Source organism: Halalkalibacter oceani, from assembly GCF_023715705.1.
Taxonomy (GTDB): domain Bacteria; phylum Bacillota; class Bacilli; order Bacillales; family Bacillaceae_D; genus Halalkalibacter; species Halalkalibacter oceani_A.
In genome coordinates this window covers 71,787-89,249 of sequence record NZ_JAMBOS010000003.1, presented here as the reverse complement: position 1 = coordinate 89,249, position 17,463 = coordinate 71,787, and the positions used below count along the sequence as shown (strand labels likewise).

The 17,463-nt window shown below is 44.4% G+C and carries 10 protein-coding genes; 3 read left to right on the top strand and 7 right to left on the bottom strand.

Annotated features, from left to right (window positions below; all coding sequences use genetic code 11):
* Positions 1 to 320: 320 nt before the first annotated feature.
* Positions 321 to 8,333: an S-layer homology domain-containing protein gene (locus tag M3212_RS04005; RefSeq protein ID WP_251192664.1), complete on the top strand. Its 8,013-nt coding sequence runs from the start codon at positions 321 to 323 to the stop codon at positions 8,331 to 8,333.
* 95 nt (positions 8,334 to 8,428) lie between these two features.
* On the opposite strand, the gene M3212_RS04000 is transcribed toward M3212_RS04005, so the two are convergent.
* From M3212_RS04000 to M3212_RS03970, 7 genes are all read right to left on the bottom strand, one after another.
* A complete protein-coding gene (locus M3212_RS04000; protein ID WP_251192663.1) occupies positions 8,429 to 9,217 on the bottom strand; it encodes a cyclase family protein in 789 nt (262 codons plus the stop codon).
* Between the two features lie 27 nt (positions 9,218 to 9,244).
* Positions 9,245 to 10,033: an SDR family NAD(P)-dependent oxidoreductase gene (locus M3212_RS03995; RefSeq protein WP_251192662.1), complete on the bottom strand. Its 789-nt coding sequence runs from the start codon at positions 10,031 to 10,033 to the stop codon at positions 9,245 to 9,247.
* 29 nt (positions 10,034 to 10,062) lie between these two features.
* A complete protein-coding gene (locus M3212_RS03990; RefSeq protein ID WP_251192661.1) occupies positions 10,063 to 10,728 on the bottom strand; it encodes a cyclase family protein in 666 nt (221 codons plus the stop codon).
* Positions 10,729 to 10,752: 24 nt separating this feature from the next.
* Positions 10,753 to 11,544 carry a cyclase family protein gene (locus M3212_RS03985; RefSeq protein WP_251192660.1) on the bottom strand — a complete coding sequence of 264 codons (792 nt, stop codon included), beginning with the start codon at positions 11,542 to 11,544 and terminating at the stop codon, positions 10,753 to 10,755.
* 95 nt (positions 11,545 to 11,639) lie between these two features.
* Positions 11,640 to 12,914, bottom strand: coding sequence for a TRAP transporter large permease (locus tag M3212_RS03980; RefSeq protein WP_251192659.1), 1,275 nt, complete (start codon positions 12,912 to 12,914; stop codon positions 11,640 to 11,642).
* The gene (locus M3212_RS03975; protein ID WP_251192658.1) at positions 12,911 to 13,438 is read right to left on the bottom strand and encodes a TRAP transporter small permease; all 528 of its coding nucleotides are present in this window, start codon (positions 13,436 to 13,438) and stop codon (positions 12,911 to 12,913) included. Before M3212_RS03975 ends, M3212_RS03980 begins: the two co-directional genes overlap by 4 nt.
* 87 nt (positions 13,439 to 13,525) lie before the next feature.
* The gene (locus M3212_RS03970; protein WP_251192657.1) at positions 13,526 to 14,569 is read right to left on the bottom strand and encodes a TRAP transporter substrate-binding protein; all 1,044 of its coding nucleotides are present in this window, start codon (positions 14,567 to 14,569) and stop codon (positions 13,526 to 13,528) included.
* 374 nt (positions 14,570 to 14,943) lie between these two features.
* Here M3212_RS03970 and M3212_RS03965 point away from each other — a divergent pair, with 374 nt between their 5' ends.
* Both M3212_RS03965 and M3212_RS03960 read left to right on the top strand, forming a co-directional pair.
* Positions 14,944 to 15,948 carry a LacI family DNA-binding transcriptional regulator gene (locus M3212_RS03965; protein ID WP_251192656.1) on the top strand — a complete coding sequence of 335 codons (1,005 nt, stop codon included), beginning with the start codon at positions 14,944 to 14,946 and terminating at the stop codon, positions 15,946 to 15,948.
* 296 nt (positions 15,949 to 16,244) lie between these two features.
* Positions 16,245 to 17,264: an LLM class flavin-dependent oxidoreductase gene (locus tag M3212_RS03960; RefSeq protein WP_251192655.1), complete on the top strand. Its 1,020-nt coding sequence runs from the start codon at positions 16,245 to 16,247 to the stop codon at positions 17,262 to 17,264.
* The last annotated feature ends 199 nt before the right edge of the window (positions 17,265 to 17,463 follow it).

Here is a 17,463-nt window from a genome sequence, read left to right as displayed (position 1 = left end):
TTCCTCATTCCTCTCCACTATAGCAGTAATTCGGTATTGCCTCCCCGCTCATTGAATTTGTATAGGAAGTGTATAGATAGACTTGCTACTATGTACCTTGGCGAAAATTGTGGAAATGAGGGTGTGTATGTCACTTTTAGTAGACTAACTTCTCAAGAATGTAACTTCAGCAATCATCGTCATAACATACACTTATCTTTTCCATTATTCGATTATCAATTAACCAAAAACAATACGTATGGGAGGTACGCATACTAGCAGGAAAATGAGAGTAAGTCATTGGTCAGTACATTCAAAAATCTTAGAAAGGAATGATCTGAATGCATAGCTATGAAATTACTTTGCGGAAAATAGGGATTATGTTCCTGATTTTTCTTCTTGTCTTCACGGGCATGGGAGTAAACTTAGGAGCTTCGGTCAGCTATGCCGCTACAGAAGGCATTTACGTTTCCAGCGACGGCAATAACTCCACAGGTGATGGAACCCGAGCGAATCCTTATGCTACATTGAACAAGGCCTATCAAGAGGTTCCTGACGGGGGAACAATCTATGTCTTGAAAGATATTACACAAACTACTAAAGATGGACAGATGCTTAGTCTCGGCTCAGACAAGCGTGTTACGATCACAACGGCCCCTGAAGTAGAAACTGTTACGATTAAGCGTGGTGAGCCAAGCGGTAATAATTCAACAGATTCGCAGTTTAACTTAACTGAAGGCGAGCTAACATTAAAAAATATTATCATTGACAGTAACTACAACGAGCAAAGGATCAGTGGAAGAATAATTAATGTCTTCAATGGTTCAAAGCTGATTATTGAAGAGGGCGTTATTTTACGTGGAAGCTATTCTTCATTTAATGGAGGCGTAATCCATATTCAGCATGCAGGTTCGGTTGTCGAAATGAAAGGTGGAGAAATTAGCGGCAACAATTCGAACGGTGCAGCAGTCTTGGTTGACGCAGAAACACAATTTATTATGAGTGGTGGTCTGATCACGGACAATATTGGTGGAGGAGTTGGATTCCGCGGTACTAATGGTGGTCAGTTTTTGCTTTCAGGTGAAGCAAGTATCATGGGGAATAGAGATAATTTGGGCCAAGCCCTGAACGTTAATATGGCAAACTATAGAACTCTTATTCTAAACGGTAATTTAACTGGAGAAGTAGGTATTACCTCGTCCTCTATGACACCAGGAGCGCAGTTTGGACAAGCAGCCGAAGCCGGTTTGACAGGGCTGGAGAATCTGTTTGCCGATAACAATCCACATCTTATTGCTGTTTATGGTGATGGTAATACGTTGGAATGGCAGATTGATAAATCGTCGTTGCAATCGAGAGTAGATACGATCAACGGAGAAAACCTGATCGAATCGAAGTATACGGAAGAGAGTTGGCAAGCTCTACAAGAAGCATTGCAAGACGCGCAAAACGTGTTGAATAAGCGAACCGCCACACTGGCTGAAGTAAATGCAGCACTTGAAGCATTAAATGCTGCCTACGCCGCGCTGGTATCAGGACCAGTTTACGTCTCCAGCGGAGGAAATGACAGTACCGGTGACGGTACCCGAGACAATCCTTATGCCACTATACAGAAAGCCTCTCAAGAAGTTCGTGACGAGGGGACCATCTATATCTTGGACGATATCACATTGTCAGGTGGTGTTGAAGTAGTTGCTAGAATAACTGACAAGCATTTTACAATTTCTACTGCCCCTGATGTCGCAGAGACCGCGGTGATTAAGCGGGGCGACCCAAGTGGGAAAGTACTATTTCAACTTGAAAATAATAGTCATGTAACATTAAGAAATATCATCATTGACGGCAATCTCGAACGAGGGTCGCTCGATGGAAGATTATTTAATGTCTACACTGGTTCAACCCTTACTATTGATGAAGGTGCTATTTTACAAAACAGCTATTCCTGGCATTTAGGAAGTGCGATATTTGTCAATAACCCCGGTTCTGTTGTAGAAATGAAAGGTGGAGAAATCAGCGGCAATAAGCGCCGTGATTCAGGAGGCGCCGGTGCAGCGGTCCTGGTTGATTCTGGAGCACAATTTATGATGACTGGTGGCCGCATTACGAACAATACCGACGGAGGAGTTCAGTCCCGTGGTGGTCAAATCCTTCTTTCAGGCGATGCAGTGATCACGGGGAATACGCATGGAACTTCGGAGCGAAATGTTTATTTGCAAGACGCTCATCTCCTTACTCTAAACGGAAACTTTACCGGGGAAGCGGGGATCACCGCGCAAAATCGGATGACTCCAGGAAGTCAGTTTGGACAAGCAACGGACGGTAATTTGACGGGGCTGGAGAACCTGATTGCCGACAACCATCCACATCTTTTTGCTGTTTATGGTGATGGTAATGCCTTAGTATGGCAAACTGACAAATCGCCTTTGCAAGCGAAAGTAGATGAGATCAACGGTGAAGGTCTAATCGAATCGGAGTACACGGAAGAAAGCTGGAAAGCATTGCAGGACGCGCTGAATGAAGCGCAAGCCGTGTTGGTAAAGAGCAATGCCACTCCAGAAGAAGTAACAGTTGCGCTTACAAATCTGGAAGCGGCAAGAAATCATTTACAGGCAGTTACTCCTGTTACTCCAATTGCCCCAGGGGGGGTTAGAGACGGTCTACTTTCTTGGGTAGATGTAGGGAGAAGTGCGGTTATTGCCGACGGTAATGTAACATTTTTGGATGACTTGGCTGTTGATGAGCAATGGAGACGTGTTGATCCCGCCACCAGCATTCCATATAATGCCAATTCCGTTAACTTTAACCCTGGCATTAGAATTACTCCCGATTCTGCTTATTTTGTAAAACCAGGCGTCGGTTCTACTTCCGACACTGAACGTGAGATGTTTTCCGTCCAAGCAAGTGACAATTATGCTGGATTCCCTTGGGATCTAGGCGGAACAGGCTACAATAAACCTGGGGCATCAGCCTATGGACTGAATAACGGTCAGCAAATCCGCACATATTTTGGTTCCACAGTCAACAAAACGATTGATGTTCAAGGATTTGAACTGAAAAATTCTCGTGTGATGAATATTTGGAGTTCAACTGAGGATGGATGGTCCTTCTCTTTGGACGGAAATGAGTTATATACAGAGGCAAGCGATGTAAATGAAGTGAATTTTAATTACTCTGCAGGACCGTATATCGGCGCGGGTCATTATAGTCGTTTTAATGGCTCTATTTCCGAAGTCATTGTGTTCAACAAGAAATTGGATGAACCGGACCGGATCAAAGTTAACAGCTATTTAGCATTAAAGTATGGGCTGACTTTACCGACCGATTACGTTGACAGCCATGATACCACCATGTGGACCGTAGCTGACAACACGGAATATGGCAACCGCATTACCGGTATCGGACGCGATAACGATGGAGCTTTATATCAAAAGCAATCAATGTCGCAGGAAGTCGGTGCCAATGTAACGATCGCCCTGGGCAATTCCGTTGCCAGCTCTAACGAAGAAAATCTGAATACCATCTGGAATGACCAATCGTACTTCTTGTTCGGTGATAATGGAGCAGGCACTAACTTTATTGATCCAGCCGACAAATCGGATGAAAATCTGAAACGGATGGAACGTGTTTATAAAGTCAAGAAAACGAATTGGCAAGACGTGAACCCTGACACAAATGAGGATACGACAATCACTCTGAAAATCGACAAAGTAGACGGCGCTACGGATTGGCCGCTATATGTCGTACTAAGTGACGACGAAACATTTGATGCTGACGATTCGTTCTATCGGATCGAAAATGGCGAGGTCACAATTGATACAAAGGATTTTGCCAGCATTTCGTACTTTACGATTGCCGCTTCGGTTCCGGAGCTAGTAAACGCAACCTTAAAGAAATCAGATGCAGACGAAACTCATATCGTCCTGACGTTTGATCAGGAAATAGACTTAAGCGATGTGAGCGGTTTTACCGTTACTATTGATGGTACGGAAGTAGGCATAACTGCTTTCGAAGTTGATTCGCTAGATAAAACCAAACTGATTTTGATACTGCCGGACGGAACCGATGTGACGGATAAAGCAGTTGACGTAGACTATGATGGAAACCGGACTCTAAAGGGCACTAATGGTGTTCCGATTGATCCATTCAACCAGACAGTAGATCATCAATTCGTGACTGGTCCAGCAGTCCCAGGTGGATCAAACGTACAACCGGTTCTTTGGTTGAAAGCGGATGAGGGTGTAGCTCATGATGGTAGACTGCTGACCGGGTGGGCGGACAGATCTCCTGCTCCTGTCAATTTTTCACTTGACGTACCAGCAGGACAGGAAGCAAGAACACCGACATATAACGCGAACGGTGTGAACTTCAATCCGAGCATAACGTTTGATAATCCTGCAAAATACAAGCACTACAATGAGTCAGCCAAACTAGTTGGAGATAAACAGCTAACATTCCAGTCCGGTTACGCCGTTTATAAGTCCCCTTCATCCGGGCATTCTGGTGTTCTTGTAGGAAGTTCGGTAAATCCAGGAGGCAACAATGGTGTAATTATATTAGGAGGCTGGGAAAATGACTTTGCTACAGGTAACGGTCACCAAAACCTGTATACTTATGTCCCAACAGTCGATAGAACTCGTCATCAGCTTACGGGATTTGAGATTATAACTAACACAAATCATGTAGGTAGAGTTGATGGCAAGAACAGTACCGTAAATCGGAGAGGAAACTTTGGACCAATAACATTTTCTCCTGTCATTGGGGCTACAAACGGCGGTACTCAAGATTGGACAGGTCTTCGTGCCGATGTGGCTGAGATCATCCTTTATGATAATCTAACTAGTGCCGAAGCTGCCAAAATTGAAACGTATCTGGCAGTGAAGTATGGGATTACCCTCAACGAAGGTAACAGTCCTTACGTTGCTACCAACGATGAGATCGTATGGGAAGTAGACGGTACTTACAAGCACAACATTGCAGGTATTGGTCGTGATGATGCCCAAAATCTTAATCAGAAACAAAGTCACAGTATTCATCCAGACGTACCGCAGATTGCAATCGGTTTAGGGATTGTAGCGGAAACCAATGCGCAAAACAGCAATGAATTTACTAGCGATGGGCAATATCTGATCTGGAGCGACAATGGGGAAGACCTGGTATTTGACGTGCATGTGAAGGATACAGAATACCATCCGCAACGGATTTGGAAAGTCCAAAATTCGAAGGATGTAGGAACCGTACAAGTAGCTATTCCGGCAGATGCGCTTCTAGACGGGAAAAAGCTGCTTGTTAGTGACAATGATACCGACTTTTCAAACGCTACTGAATATGCATTAGCAGTTAACGAGATTAATGGGATTTCGTATTACGTAGCTGAAGATGTTACGTTAGAAGACGGACAGTATTTCACATTTAGCGTAGTTGCTCCTGAACTAGCGACTGCTTCGGTTGAGGATGTAAACGTTAATGAGCAAGAGATCATCTTGACTTTTGACAAGCCTATTACTTTAACTGACTTGAGCGGTCTTACGGTTACAATCGGTGACGAAACGTTAACGATTGACAGCTATGAAATTGACCCAGATGACAATAAAACGTTGAGGTTGAAGCCAGAAAAGGAAATTAAAGTCAGCGATACTGTTTTGGTGTCTTATACGAAAGAAAATGGCAATTTAAAAGGCTTGAATGGCGCGTCGATTGATGATTTTGAGATGGAGGCGGTTAATAAAATCGGTGCCACTCCATTACCAGCGCCAACAGTGACGCTGACAGACGATGTGTTAACATGGGGTCCGATCAACGATGCAGAAAAGTATGAAGCTACGATCGAGCTGGAGGACGGCACAACCCGTACAGTGGAAGTGACGGATCCAACGCTGGATCTCTCAAGCTTGGAACCGCCATTAGCACCGGGCACATATAAGGTCAACGTCGTTGCGAAGTCTAATAATCCGAATTACACAACTTCGGCTCCGTCGAATGAAGTAAGTTATGTTGTCATTGACAAAACTGCTCTACAAAACAGAACCAGTGAAATCAACAATGAAATTGCTGATGACTCTCTACTGGAAGAAGATTACTCTCCTGTTACGTGGCAGGCTCTGCAAGACGCTTTAGACGAAGCTCAAAAGGTTCTCAATGACCCAGATGCCACTCAACAGGAAGTAAATGATGCTCTGAAAGCTTTAAACGACGCGTACGGTGCTCTGGAGAAAGTCCCTTCTCCTGTAGTAAACAAAACTGCTCTACAAAACAGAGCCGATGAAATCAACAATGAAATTGCTGATGACTCTCTACTGGAAGAAGATTACTCTCCTGTTACGTGGCAGGCTCTGCAAGACGCTTTAGACGAAGCTCAAAAGGTTCTCAATGACCCGGACGCCACTCAACAGGAAGTAAATGATGCTCTAAAGGCTTTAAACGACGCGTACGGTGCTCTGGAGAAAGTCCCTTCTCCTGTAGTAAACAAAACTGCTCTACAAAACAGAGCCGATGAAATCAACAATGAAATTGCTGATGACTCTCTACTGGAAGAAGATTACTCTCCTGTTACGTGGCAGGCTCTGCAAGACGCTTTAGACGAAGCTCAAAAGGTTCTCGATGACCCGGACGCCACTCAACAGGAAGTAAATGATGCTCTTGAAGCATTAGATAATGCGCGAGGAGCACTGAAGAAAGTAACCGAACCTGGCCTAACACTTGGCTCACTGATTCCTTCTGTCGGCACCCTAAGCCCGGCTTTCGATCCGGAGAAGGACTCTTACTCACTAAACGTAGCCAACACGGTTAGTCAGCTGAAATTAACGCCTACAGTAGAGGTTCAAAATGCAAAGATCGAGATTCGTGTAAATAACGGTGGTTGGCAGGAAGTTTCCAGCGGGCAGCCGAGCGAAAACCTTTCTCTGAATGTAGGAACAAACACTATTATTGTTAAAGTGACGGATGAGAACGGAACGTCCAGAGAATACACTGTAACTGTTACCAGAGCACCTGGTAATAGTGGTGGTAACGGCGGCGGTGGAAGCGGCGGTAGTGGCGGCAGCGGTGGTAACGGCGGCGGCCAGAGCCCGACTCCTCCTGCTCCAGATAATGGTTCTGGCTCAGAAGACATTATCTCAACCGTTGATGGAATGGAAGATCCGTTTGCTTCTGCTAAGAAAAACGAACTTGAGGATAGTACCGAAATCACCGTCAATATCGACCAGGATAAGCTCTCAGATCTTCTCGATGAAGAGGATGGCCAGAAGTTAGCTATTCATATTCGTGAGGAAGGCAATGTAAATGTTCAAGGGTTGACTTTGGAAGATTTGAAAAAGCTGGCCGATACCAACTCTAGTTTAGAGATTGAAGATCTGCTGGCAGTTTATCCGGTTCCAGTAGACCAATTGAATGTAGATGACATCGCCCAACAGTTTAACGATGTACCACTCGGCGATATTGATGTACACATTCAGATCAAACGCTCCGCAGAAGAACTGGCTCAGCTTGCAAGTGAAACAGCTACTGGAAACGGTCAGGAATTACTCGTTCATCCTGTTGAGATTGAATTGAGCTTCTCTCACGACGGACAAACGAATAAAGCCGGACAACTGGATGGGTATGCAGCAAAATTAATCGCCCTTCCAGAAGGAATTGATCCAAATCGGATTACAACAGGGGTTATCGTCAATCCGGACGGAAGTCTGTTCCATGTTCCAACAGTTGTAACGGAAATCAATAACCGTTACTTTGCTGAAATACATGACCTGCGCAATTCCGGAATCTATTCTGTCATCTGGAATCCAAAAGATTTCAATGATATCAAAACCCACTGGGTGAACACAAGCGCCAATGATATGGGTGCACGCCTTGTCATTGAAGGAACCGGAAATAATAATTTCACTCCGAACCGGAATATTACCCGGTCTGAGTTTGCCGTAATCGCTGTAAAAGGCTTAGGCTTAATGCGTCAGGATGTCGAGCAAAACGTCTTTGATGACGTTCCTTCATCAGCCTGGTACCATGACGCTGTGACGATTGCCAATGATTTTGGAATCGTGCTTGGTCATGACAACGGAGCGTTCCATGGGCATTCCAATATTACGCGTGAACAAGGAATGACAATGATCGCCCGCAGTTTAACATTGATTAGACCAGAGGCAGCAATGAACGAAGGACAAATCAACCAAGTGCTTGCGACATACGACGATGCGAACCAAGTCGCTCCTTGGGCCAGAGAAGCTGTTGCTCTCTTAATTTCCGAAGGAATCATTGAAGGAAAGAGCGACCAGTTCTTGAAACCAAAGGATACGATGACGCGGGCGGAAGCCGCTGCGATGGTTCAACGATTATTAAAAACAACAGAGCTTATTGATTAACGTAAATCAACCAACCGCTATTGGCTGTTCAAGCTAATGGCGGTTGGTTTTGTATTTGTATAAAAAATCCTCTTATCTAGCTATTCAATTACTTCTTATTCTTCAAATGCCACAACATTGCATGTGGCCCCGCGGGCTCCCTGTACCTTGAGCGGAAGGACAGATAGCTTTACGCGCGATTGCCTTATCTCCCCAAGGTTACACATCGCCCCGATATACATCACATCCGCTGAATTGAGTACATGCGGAGATGGAAAATCCTCATATGCCTTTTCCAATGTATAATTGGCGAGAAACCGCTTTGCTTCTACTGATGGAAACGGATTGCGCTCCCATGCCGGCTTTGAGGCCCATTGCGGCAGCTGATACTTTCTTCCTCCACCCCAATATGGGATATCCGTGCCAACGAGCTCCGATTCATTCTCCTTCATTATCTCAACCAGCTTCTCTGCTGCTTCCTTAGAAAGGTGAGGGGCTGTCCGAGCATAATCATCACCCAATTTTACCCAATTCTCATCATCGCCCCATCCTGTGCGCAAGATAATCGCATCTCCCTTTTTCAGAGTAACATTGGCGAAGGCTTTCTCAATGTCTACAGCAAAGAGCTCATCATCAGCTTGACAAGGCAGTTCCACTACCACCGCATCTTGCATCATCAGCGTATCTAATGGCAGTTCGTGAACTTTTGGAGCATCCGCATCTTGCATTGCCCGGATCATTAGCCTCGTTCCCGTCTCAGAAAACATTGTAATCATCGTGAGTTCATAGCCATTAAATGTATCAGATGTAATTGGAGTAGACTGGAATGGCACATCCCACGCCCAGACATTCCCTACCGGCATATAGTCATATAAAGGTAATGTTAAATCAATCCATTTTCCCATTTGTTATTCCTCCTCAAATCATATTTTTTATTTTTCAGGTAATTCACAGGGCAGTTTGGCAAGCAGCCCTCCATCCACTGTGTGGACGCCGCCTGTGGCAAAGCTCGCCTTTTCGCTACATAGGAAGACAGCGAATTCAGCAATTTCCCTGCTTTCCCCAAGCCTTCCAACCGGATGATCTGCGCCCCAGGCTTTTAATGTTTCATCTCCGGCAAAACGACTTGCTGACTTCACTAAGGCAGGGGTATAAATCGTTCCTGGACATACGGCGTTGACGCGAACACCTGCCTCGGCATGATCGATCGCCATCGCTCTTGTCAAGGCGTTAATGCCGCCTTTTGACGTCGTGTAGGCTACAACGTTTTTTTGCGAGGCAAAGGCTTGAACGGATGAAATATGAACAATCGCCCCGCCCCCACCCTCAATCATTTTAGGTAGGCAATATTTCGCTGTTAAAAACATCCCCTTCAAATTAACATTGATCACCTGATCCCAAATATCTTCCTCTAACGTCATCGCATTCCCCGAAACTCTTATCGCCGCCGAATTGACTAAACAATCAATTCGTCCAAACGCCGTATAGACCTGCTCTGCCATAACCGAGACTTGCATACTATCAGATACATCTGTTTGCATGGCAATAATATTTTTGTTGCCTGTTTTGGCAACCGTCGCTTCCACCGCTTCATTAATCGCTTCCTCGTTAATATCAATGAGCGCTACAGATGCTCCCTGTTCAGCAAACAGCTGTACTGTTTCAAGTCCAATTCCGCTCGCGCCGCCAGTTACAACTGCTGTCTTTCCGGAGAAACTCATAAACTACCTCCTACCTTATTCCTGCCTTTTTAGTTATTCTCAATTACAATAGCCCTTGCCGGAGCCCCTTCAAAGCCCATTAGCTTGATTGGTAGGCAAATAAACTGCACGCGGGAGCTTGTGAGTTGAGACATGCCACATAAATACTCAACCAGTAGAATGCCCTCTTTCAACAGAAGATCATGAGTCGGCATGTCCTTCAAACCAAATTTGCCAGTCCCATCAATGAGCTTCATCGGGTAATCCTGAGGAAAATCGAACCCAACTACCTCCGGGTTTCGCTCCTTTAACCATATGGCCGCCTCTTCTGTCACATATGGTGCTTTTGACCAATATTCTCGACTGTAAGGACTATACTTTTCATCCCAGCAGGTTTTTAATAGAATAATTTTTTCATTATCGTGTAATTTACCGTTATTTTCTAAGTCAGCCACTGTAATTGCTTCATCAGCCTGTTTCGCTGATAGATCGATAACTACCGCTTCACCACTGTAGGCATCTACGTTAAGCTTTTCAATCGTTACCGCTTTTTCCTTGCAATGCAACGGTGTATCAACATGAGTAAAGGCGTGGGCACTTGTTTGTAAGCGGGAGGATCTAAAATCATCTCCCTCCTTAAAATCACCCGTCAGCTCATGGTTAATGTTCCAACGCCAATGGTCTTTCACTGTCATGGATAAATCAACCATTTTCATCACGTAAAGCCCTCCTCATCAAGCTTAGTCCTCGATGGCCACAACAGTAACAGGAGCCCCTATACAGTCTCTTGCCATTAATGGTAAAGCGGTCAGTTTGATTCGTTTGCTTGTAATTTGGTCTAGATTACATAAGGCAGCAATGATATAGCCATGGGCATGAAGCGGCCATGAAGCGGCCCAGTCAGGCCAGGCCTTATCCTTCGTATAATTCTTTAGGTAGATTTTTGCTGTTTCTGATGGGAACGGTGGCCGAAGCCATTTAGGAAGGTCGACCCACTCTTTTTTCATATGCTTCCAGCCACATGACCCAATATAAGCGACGTCAATTGCCACCGTATCGCTACCCTTTTCCTTCATTATTTCAGCAAGTCTAATAGATCCGGCCTCGCTAAAATGAGGGGTCTTAATGGCATAATCATCTCCTAATTTCTCATATCGCTTATTATTTCCCCACCCTGTTCGAATGAGAACAATATCCCCCATGTGGTAATCAGGGTTATTAGCAACATGCCGATCGATATCCTCCGGTCCAATTTCTTCCTCCGCACCTTTCGGAATATCGATTACTACAGCTTCACAGTTGACAAATTTATCAAGCTCAATTTCACCAATTGTCGGAGCATTATCATCAATCGTTGCTGCCATCATTAGTCTCGTCCCTGTTTCGGAATGAAACGACAAAGCATCGATCCGCACTCCATTAGTCTCCAACGTTACAATGGGCTCTTGGCGAAACGGGGCATCCCACGCCCAAACATTTCCGACCGGCATTCCTGGATAAAGCGGTAAAGTAAGGTTAATTGTTTTTGACATCCTTTCTATCTCCTTTCTTGCACTACGTTGGTTTGTTTCTAAACACCTTATTTCAATTCTTTCGTTGCTCACCCCCTTTACCTATTTCTTAACACTTACATCAGCAAAGACGGCAGCCACGTCGTAAGAGTCGGAAATAGGATAACTAAAATCAATGCCACTAACAAAATTGGGATAAAAGGTAAAATTGATTTCATTACTGCTTCTAAAGAAAGATCAGCAATTTTACTTGTTGTAAATAGCCCCAAGCCAAATGGCGGGGTCGACAAGCCAATCATCAGATTCAAGACCATCATCACGCCAAAGTGAACCATATCAATGCCAAGCGTCTGGGCCAATGGGACAAAAAACGGCGTCATGATAATTAAAACAGCCGTTGTTTCCATCACCATTCCAAGCAGCAATAAAAAAATATTGATAATAACCAGGAATAGCAATGGATTATCAACAGCTGAAGCCCATTGTGCTAACAGGTTTCCGAGCTGTTCCATTGTAAGGACCCATGAGAATGCTGAAGCAACCGAAATAATGAGCATCACAACAGCTGAAGTAATAATTGTTTCCATAAAAATCTCAGGCAGCATTGCTAACTTCAGCTCGCGATAAACAAAAAAACCTAAAATAAACGCATACACTACTGTAAAAGCTGCCGCTTCAGTCGGAGTAAACACACCTGTTACTATTCCGCCAACAATCAGTACTGGTGTCATCAAAGGAAAAAGGGCTGACATAAATGTTTTTCCGGCGCGTCCCAATGAGAATTTTTCATCGCGCGGATAGTTTTTCCGAACGGAAATAACATAGATAAGCACCATTAAGCAGACTGCAATCAATAGTCCTGGGATTACACCGCCCAGGAAAAGCTCGCCGACGGAGACACCGGCAATTCCTCCGAAAATAACCATCGGAATACTAGGCGGAAAAATAGGTCCAATCGTTGAGGATGCACAAGTCACAGCTGCGGAAAATGGTTTCGGATACCCTTGTTCCTCCATTGCCTTAATTTCCACCTTACCTAAAGAAGCACTATCGGCAACCGCTGAGCCGGAAATGCCGGCAAAGATGATACTCGCTAAAACATTTGAGTGGCCTAGAGCGCCAGGCACCTGACCGACTAACGCTCTTGCAAACGAAAAGATTCTTCTCGTAATTCCCGCCCGATTCATAATCCCTGCGGCTAAAATGAACAACGGAACAGCTAAAAATAGGAAGGAATCCACTCCAAGCAGCATTCTTTCCACCATGATATGGAGGGGGACGTCCATCGTAAAAAAGACAGAAATTGCAGTTCCAATACCTAATGAAAACGCCAATGGCATACCGATGAATGATAAACCGGCAAATAAAACAATCACTAAAATGAGTGTCATGCCTTCATCCCCTTACTTAGGCGCTCAATGTCCGATTTCGATTCTTCATTACTTCTAGGACTAAAAAAATCGGTATATAGAAAATTCAAAACGTGAACAAGCATTACAAAGGCCGCTAACACAATCGGCAAATAAAGCCAAACTGCTGATACTCCGGAAGCCGGGAGTACTTGAGTGGATATAGAAATTGTCAATCGTGTACCGACAACTAGAATCATGCAAAAAAAGCCCACATACAATAAATTACAGAGCACATCAATTGTTTTTCTTACCATTCCTTTTGTTCTAATGTAAAAAAACTCAAAACGAGAGTGCTCCTTTTGTTTAAAAACGATGCAGGCTCCAAAGAACGTACACCATAAGAAAAAGATCCGCGCAAAATCATAAGACCCGACAAAACTAATTCCAATTACATACCGCAAGGCGGCAGTGCCAAATACATTTATGAACATGATCACTAGTAGAACCATTGTGATGATCCTTGAAAGGCTATCAAGCTTATCGCTCAAATACCTAATCCACATTCGGAAACCTCCCTAAAGTCCGACTGGAGTTGTCCCGGAGGAGTTGCTTGCCTTCGGGACAACTCGCCCCAGCTCGTATAACGATTTTTACTGCCATCCCAGTTCACGAATTGAGTTGACTAAATCTGCGCCAAATGTATCCTCCCACTTCTCATAAACAGGCTGAACAGCATCAATCCACGGTTGATAGTCCTCGATATCATTAATTTGCAGCCCGTCATCAATCAGTTCCTGCTTATACTTTTCATCCGCCTCCTGCTGAAGTTGGTTGTAATATTCAGTAGCCTGACTGTAAGCAGTGAGAATCATTTCCTGATCGTCTTCCGTTAAACCGTTCCACCAATCGAGATTGGCGGCAACAATTTCAAAGTTGTTCAAGTGTCGTGTTTCTGTTTTGTAATCATAGCCCTCTTGAAACTTTTGGGTGGCTGTAATAACATACGGGTTTTCCTCCCCATCAATCGCGCCTGTTTGCAAGGCAGTATAGACTTCCGTAATCGGCATTACAGTTACGTCAGCACCAAGCGCTTCAAGTGTGTCCTTCAACATTTCATCCTCAAATGCACGAATAAGTAAACCGTTTAAGTCAGCTGGGGTCTCAAGCGGGTGATGTCTATTTCCTATATTTCGAAATCCGACCGTCCAGAAGCCTAACCCATAAACATTATGATCCTGCAACCTTGCCAGCAAATCCGTTGAAATATCGCTATTAACAAAACGGTTAATATGATCGAAATCTTCAAACAAATAGGGAAGATTTACAACTAGCTGTTGCTGGTCCACCGTACCAAAGGTCGACGTTGCCACCATTTCGACACTGCCATTTTGCACACCAGTCATTAATTCACGAGAGCCACCCAACTGAGCGGACGGGTATACATTTACTTTAATCCGACCTTCAGTTTCCTCATCCAGTATCTCCCCCATTCGCACGGCCGCTAAGTGCTCTGGGTGATCTGGGGCCATCGCATGGCCAAAACCAAATTCAATACTTTCACCTCCGCCATCTCTTGACGCTTCTTCTCCACCGGCTTGATCTTGAGCACTCCCTGTATCACTTGTTTCCGAAGAGCCGCAACCAACGAGTATCATACTCAGACTAAGCAACAACAGAAAAAATGTTTTCTTCAAACTAATTCACTCCTTTTTAGCGTTGATTTTTTCACTTAAATACGTAATGAAAGCGCTTTAGTTATTTAGGACAAAATAGACAAGTGATCATTCAAACCTCCTTTACTAAACAATCCATTTCCAATCCAGATGTAACAAGAACACATTTTCGGGAAATCGTTTTCCTAAAAACAATAATAATCCTCCGTTTTTATAAAGTCAAGAATTTTTAGATAATTTTTTTATTTAAAAAAACACTTGTTATTATGCTTTATTTTCCACTTTAATCAAAACTTGTGTTAGAATATACTTATATACAAGAATTAAGCTTATGCTTTTTTTACATTGTTTTTATAGCATTTTTTGAAAACGATTACCCATAAGGAGTTAAGAATATGAAGGTCACAATGAAAGATATTGCAAAGGAAGCAAATGTTTCAGTAGCTACAGTCTCTCGAGTCATTAATGGAACAAAACCTACCTCAGAGGAAACTTACAAAAAAATCATGGATGTGATTAAAAAATATAATTACGTGCCTAATTCTTCTGCTCAAAATCTGCGCCAGAAAAATACAAAAACAGCCGCTTTAATCGTTTCAAGTTTTCCAGATTCTTATATCACGAACATCACGAAGGCTGTTGGTCAGCGAGCACGAGAGTATGGATATAGATTACTTTTTATCGATACAAACGAACAGGCCGACTATGAGCAGGAGTCTATTCAGCTTCTAACCTCCTCACAAATGGTCGATGGCTTAATCTTATCACCAACGTCAAATAATATTGATTATCTTCAACCATTAATTGACAAACAATTTCCGATTGTGTTGGTGAACCGCTACGACCCTGATTTAGAGACGATTCCCCGGGTTACAGCCGACGACTATCAAGCCGGTTTTGATGCAACAAATCATCTACTGTCTCACGGTCACAAGCATATAGGGGTTGTCTATAATTTTCCAAATGTCACCACTACCATTGACCGTCTTAACGGCTACAAAGAAGCTTTGAAGTTGGCCGGTATCCCTTACAGGGAGGATTACTTGGATCAGGGTTTCGGAACTGTCGAGGGTGGAATGAGAGCAACTGAACGATTATTAAAAGGGCAGCCTGACGTAACCGCTTTATTCATTCAAAGTGACCTGATGACAATTGGAGCGATTTCAGCTTTAAAAAACTTATCACTGAGGTGGCCCGATGACGTATCACTAATTGGATTTGGTGACTTCGAGGCTTCGGAAATTATTGAGCCGCCGATAACAAATGTTAATTTGCCGCCGGATACCATTGGGAAAACCGCTTTTGATGCTTTATTAAACAAAATGAGCAATCCTCAATATAACCGTCACATTCAGCTTCCGACCTCATTAATTGTGCGGAAATCATGTGGTACCCACTAAAACCCTGCTCTTCACAGAATTCAACTCGGCATCCGCTCTATTATTTTTTGGGGGCTCGCCCCCCCTTCCTTTCCACTTACAAGCAGTTCCCTTCCATAGTTCACACTCTATATTTTTTATGAGCCCATCCTCAATTCGTTTCCTTCTATTCAAGAGCCAAACCTCCCCGGTAAAATCTCTTTATACAGGGCAAGCTACAAGAGGGCTTTATTTGATCCAAGCCGTTTAATTGGACGCTGCAAAAGAAAAGCCGTATCATTTTTATGGAAGGATGTATTTCTAAGGAGGGAAAGACCTTGACCTCATTTACCCCTAAACATTTTCATAATATACCGTTATCCGTGTTGGATCTTGCTCCGATTACGGAAGGCAGCGACGCGAGTCAGTCTTTTAAAAACAGCGTTGAGCTGGCCCAGCATACAGAGAAATGGGGCTTTCACCGCTATTGGCTTGCGGAGCATCATAATATGCCGGGTATTGCCAGCTCGGCCACTTCGGTCGTGATTGGTCATATCGCCGGGGCGACGAAGCATATTCGCGTCGGCTCTGGCGGCATTATGCTGCCAAACCATGCGCCCTTAATGATCGCTGAGCAGTTCGGCACGCTTGAAGCGATGTATCCGGGCCGGATTGATCTTGGACTCGGTCGGGCACCAGGAAGCGATCAGGCGACAGCATATGCGCTGCGCCGTACGTTGCAGAGCCGGGGCGAGGATTTTCCTGAGCTTGTTGAGGAATTGGAAGGCTATTTTGCCGGTGGAGAGTCAGCCCGTGTCCGCGCCTTTCCCGGCGAGGGAGCCGAAATCCCGATTTGGCTGTTAGGCTCCAGCGGCTTCAGTGCCCAGCTCGCTGCCCATAAAGGCTTGCCTTTCGCCTTTGCCAGTCACTTTGCCGCCGAGTACACGTTGCCTGCACTTCGGCTCTATCGTGATAACTTTAAGCCTTCGGAGATTTTAAAGAAGCCTTATGCGATGGTCGGCGTTAATGTGATTGCCGCCGATACAGAGGAGAAAGCCCAGTTTCTTGCCACCTCGCAGCAACAGCAGTTCCTGAGCTTGCGCCGCGGTGCTCCGACACCTCTAAAGCCACCGGTCAAGAACCTGGAGGAGGTTGTCAGCAGCTATGAGCTCGCCAGCTTATCACAATCGCTCGACTCCCGCACGACCCTTGTCGGCACGAAAGAGACGATCAAGGAGAAGCTTGAGCAATTCCTTGCTGAAACGAAGGCTGATGAAATGATCATTAATTCACAAATTTATGATCAGCAGGACCGCCTGCGTTCCTACGAAATTGTCGCGGAATTGCTTGAAGTATAAGGGGCTAAAAAAGGACGATTTTCCCTTTTTTAGCAGCATTTTCGTCGAACTACGAAAAAGGACATTTTTCAGGGGTCTCGTTGTGAAGCCATTGTCACTAGGTCTGAAGCTAGTTTTGTCTTCGGCTCTTACAATGCGAATCACCGCGAAAACTACTTTCTGATCTTTTGCTATAAGAAAAAGCAGGTGAGCCCGACGG